The sequence below is a fragment of the Cupriavidus sp. FW305-26 genome (assembly GCF_058787975.1).
In genome coordinates this window covers 1-3,449 of the sequence record NZ_JBYTAH010000148.1, presented here as the reverse complement: position 1 = coordinate 3,449, position 3,449 = coordinate 1, and the positions used below count along the sequence as shown (strand labels likewise).

Sequence of the window (3,449 nt, the reverse complement as noted above, 5' to 3'; positions counted from 1 at the left end):
GGATCGGCCTCGGCAAGATACTGTTCCGCGGCAGGCGAGACCGCGCGCAGGTCTACCTTGTAGGTGAAGAGTTCGCTTAATCCCTCATGACCTGAGAGCCGCACGAATTCCAACTGGGGCTGTCCCAGCAAATCAGGAATGGCTGCGCTGGAAACGCTAACGGTGCGAGAACGCGAAGCAAAAGCAGCTAGCCGATTCATGGGATGGGTTCTGGTTTCCCTGCTCACCTCTTCTCTCCCTCCACCGCACCTGGCCGGGGCCGGATCGAACTCACCACCTTGTCCCAAATCTTCAGCACCTCATCGTCATCCATCGATGAGTCGACATAAGCGCCACCAGGAATCTGTCCGCCGGTCATTAACGTAAGATGCATCTGCGGCTGCATGTACTGCGGCGTATCCCGCTTGGTTTCCGCCTTCAGCCCCTGCCGCCTGTATCCCTCTTCCTTGAAGGTCTCCACAAGCTCATCTGCTTCCATGCCGGCAACGGTTCGCTTGCCCTTGCGTAGGGTGTGGAATGCGAGCCGATATGCCAGCGGGGCGCCTTCCAATCGCTTTTCCAGTCGCGCGATCATGCCCTCGTCCTGCGTGACAAGCGCGCGCGAATGGATGTCAAAGAGAAGATCCTTATGGAGTTCACTTTGAAAACTGAACATCGCCGTCTCTTCGTCGTGGATGTCGTTCAGCACTACGCCTTTGACACAGAAGCCGGGACCGGCAGCCTCCGGGTCGGTATAGGCGCGAGTGTGGACTGCGAGGTTTCGCAACCGCGCTTCTACCGCTTCCGCCGGCTCGCTATCGGGGTAGCTCTTTTCCTCAAAGATGACGTATCGCAAGTCTCCCGCCAGGAGGTGGATTTCGCTTCTAAAGTATTTACCTTGCTGCGCATTGTCGTAGCGACGAATCAGATAGCCTCCTTCACCTTCACCTAACGGTGTACTGGACACCAACATCGGGGCATGTGTAACTTCATTGCGTGCATCCCTTAGTTCTTGCATTCGCTTACTCACCGCCCGCTCAAAATCTTCGCGCAGGATGACCGGCTCTGCCTCCACCGGACGTTGCTTGGGCACCTTGACATAGATGCGCTTGAAGTCCTTATCCTTGCCATAGAGCAACTCGGCATCGCCGGGACTGTCCATCGAATCCGGTACCGAATTGAACTCTTCTGGCAGGTCAATTAGGAAACGGCCAATGCAATGCGTCTTGGATGGCTGGTGGATATCCATGGGCGGAAAGGGATTTGTGGCCGCTCGTTGACAGCCAGTCGTTAGAAGTGCGGCCAGAAACAGGCCAGCTATGTTCAGTTTGGCGGCCATATCAAGTTCCCCGGGGGCGTCCTGGCTTGTGCCGTCAGCTTGACAATGCTATACAGCGTCACGAACTGAGCCATCTCATTCTTGTAGGCGGGCTCGTGAGCAAAGCCCTTGAGCGCGAACCATTGACGGACATTGGCGGCAGTCGCAGGCGCTCGGCCTGAACTGACTGGCACCGTGCCGTCGCCACCACCATCCTGCCGGGAAGCGTGCAACTCATAGTGGCTAGTGTCGTACTGGACTACCGACGGGCCCATGCCGGACCGAACGACCCGCACAACGTTTTCGCCGCCGACATATTCAGGGTTCGTTCCGTCCATTCGCACCTGCTGCGGCGAAATCTGCATCACATCTGAAGGATTTGGCAGCTGAGTTTCCCCTTCTGGAGAAATTCCCTTCTTTAGCTGCCAAATAACGTGTTCAAAGCTCTTCTGCTTCGGATCGGCTGCATGGAAACCATAGGTAAAGGCGTGGTACTTGTCTGCAATGCTGACGTGAAAGTCCTTAGCTCGACTGATGTACTGCACTGCATCTTTCCAGCCGAGTGCCTCGCCCCCCTCGGGCGCAAGCCACTCCTCCTTGATCAACCCCCACCAGCGATCCCTTACCGCATATATGCCGTCGTAGGGATCCGGATGGGGAGGCAGCAGATCGTTACCCGCTAGATCCTTCACGCGGAGCCAGCTGCTGTCGTATTGCTGCGTTGGAAGCAATTCCAATGCGCCAGGTGCCTGCGCGAACACTGCCGTCACCTCTAGCCCCGTTTGACCAATGACGAGACTGGCAGCGTAGTCCTCGTCACGCATGCCGACCTTGCAGCGTCGATAAGCAACCGGAGCACCGATTGCCGGCATGACGCCGTGCACGATGCCGGCAATCTTCTCTGCCATGCCCTCCAGTTGAGAACAGGCGCGCGCGACCAAGCCGCCCATGGAATGGGTTACCAACAGAACTTGTTTGCAGCGACCAAAGCCTTGTTGATGCTGCCGAATGATTCGTTCAATACGCGACTTCAGCCTTCGTGCCGACAGAGCATTGTCTTCGAGCCAGTTGTAACCGCAGGCGTAGACGGGGTAGAACCAGTTCGCTACCTTCTCAATCTCTGAAGCCGTGCACGGTGCAAACGGCCGGTGTGCTCCCCATGGTCGTGACTGATCAGCAAGGATGGGGTTCAGCGTTTCTTTCCAGCTCTTGTCATACGCCTTGCCCGGATGGTTCAGGGTGCGTTCCAGCCAGAGCAGAAAAGCTTGGTAACTGGTTTCGCCGACTTCACCCCAGCCCCGTGCCTTGTAGCCAGCGGGTCCGCCAATACTGCCAACAGGGAAGGTCGGCACAGCGCCAGCATCATCAACCAATGTCTTGTCGGGGTGAAGGAGCACCTGCCGCGCTCCGGCGGTACGAGGAGCATTGTTCCAAAGCAACCCGAATGGCTGTCCCAGCGTGGCGTTGAGTCGCCACACGGGGACGTTCCGAACCTTGCTCTTGAGATTGCTTCCCATAATCCCCGGCACAAAGATCACCGGAAGCACATTGACAGGCTTAATCACCAGCTTGACCAGATCAGTCAACGGGCTCGGAGTCATGGTCCAGCCATATCGCATCGAGCCGTCCCCGTCAGGAAAGCCCGTAGCCATGCGTTCGCTGCTTGCCGCTTTGCCAAGTTCCTCTGACATGTTCGTACCCAATGTTCTCGCCTATGCCGCCGGACCGAGAATCCGCAATTCAAGCGTCTCGGCAATCTCACTCTTCTGATGCGCAAGATGACCTTGGGCATCGGTGACACCGCGGAGCACCGTTCCATCCTGTCGGAGCAGTTCATAGGCATAGTTAACGAGGGGCTTGTCCGCGGTATCAACCAGACGAAACCCCTCGTTGAACTGGGTGTGCTCCCAATCGTTCATCGCTTGTGAAATGCTGTGCGCCCCCGGCATATCGAAGTCCCCGGTCTTGAGATGCACACGCGTCGGCCCGAACACCTCCACACCGCCATCGGCGATGCGGATGCCTGCGTTGCCGCTCATGAGAGTGATGCTGGCCTTGGCATTGAGCAGGATCGCGCCATCGGTTGCGGTCACCACTACGTTCTGTCTGGCATTCGCTTCGATGTTGGATTTCTGCGCCTGCAGAAGCAGAT

4 protein-coding genes are annotated in these 3,449 nt (G+C 57.3%); all 4 read right to left on the bottom strand.

The features are described 5' to 3' along the window. On the bottom strand, positions 1-200 hold a 200-nt coding region (locus tag AC3WQZ_RS35530; RefSeq protein WP_492302151.1), incomplete at its 3' end, for a hypothetical protein. 23 nt (positions 201-223) lie between these two features. After that, on the bottom strand, positions 224-1,318 hold the full coding sequence (locus tag AC3WQZ_RS35525; protein WP_492302149.1) for a T6SS immunity protein Tli4 family protein: 1,095 nt from the start codon (positions 1,316-1,318) through the stop codon (positions 224-226). Then, a complete protein-coding gene (locus AC3WQZ_RS35520) occupies positions 1,303-2,988 on the bottom strand; it encodes an esterase/lipase family protein (RefSeq protein WP_492302147.1) in 1,686 nt (561 codons plus the stop codon). Before AC3WQZ_RS35520 ends, AC3WQZ_RS35525 begins: the two co-directional genes overlap by 16 nt. Before the next feature lie 21 nt (positions 2,989-3,009). Continuing rightward, a partial coding sequence (locus tag AC3WQZ_RS35515; protein WP_492302146.1) for a DUF2345 domain-containing protein occupies positions 3,010-3,449 on the bottom strand: 440 nt, incomplete at its 5' end.

Coding starts and splice junctions, on each gene's coding strand:
- AC3WQZ_RS35525 (WP_492302149.1), bottom strand. CDS start 1,318: ATGGCCGCCAAACTGAACATAGCTGGCCTGTTTCTGGCCGCACTTCTA.
- AC3WQZ_RS35520 (WP_492302147.1), bottom strand. CDS start 2,988: ATGTCAGAGGAACTTGGCAAAGCGGCAAGCAGCGAACGCATGGCTACG.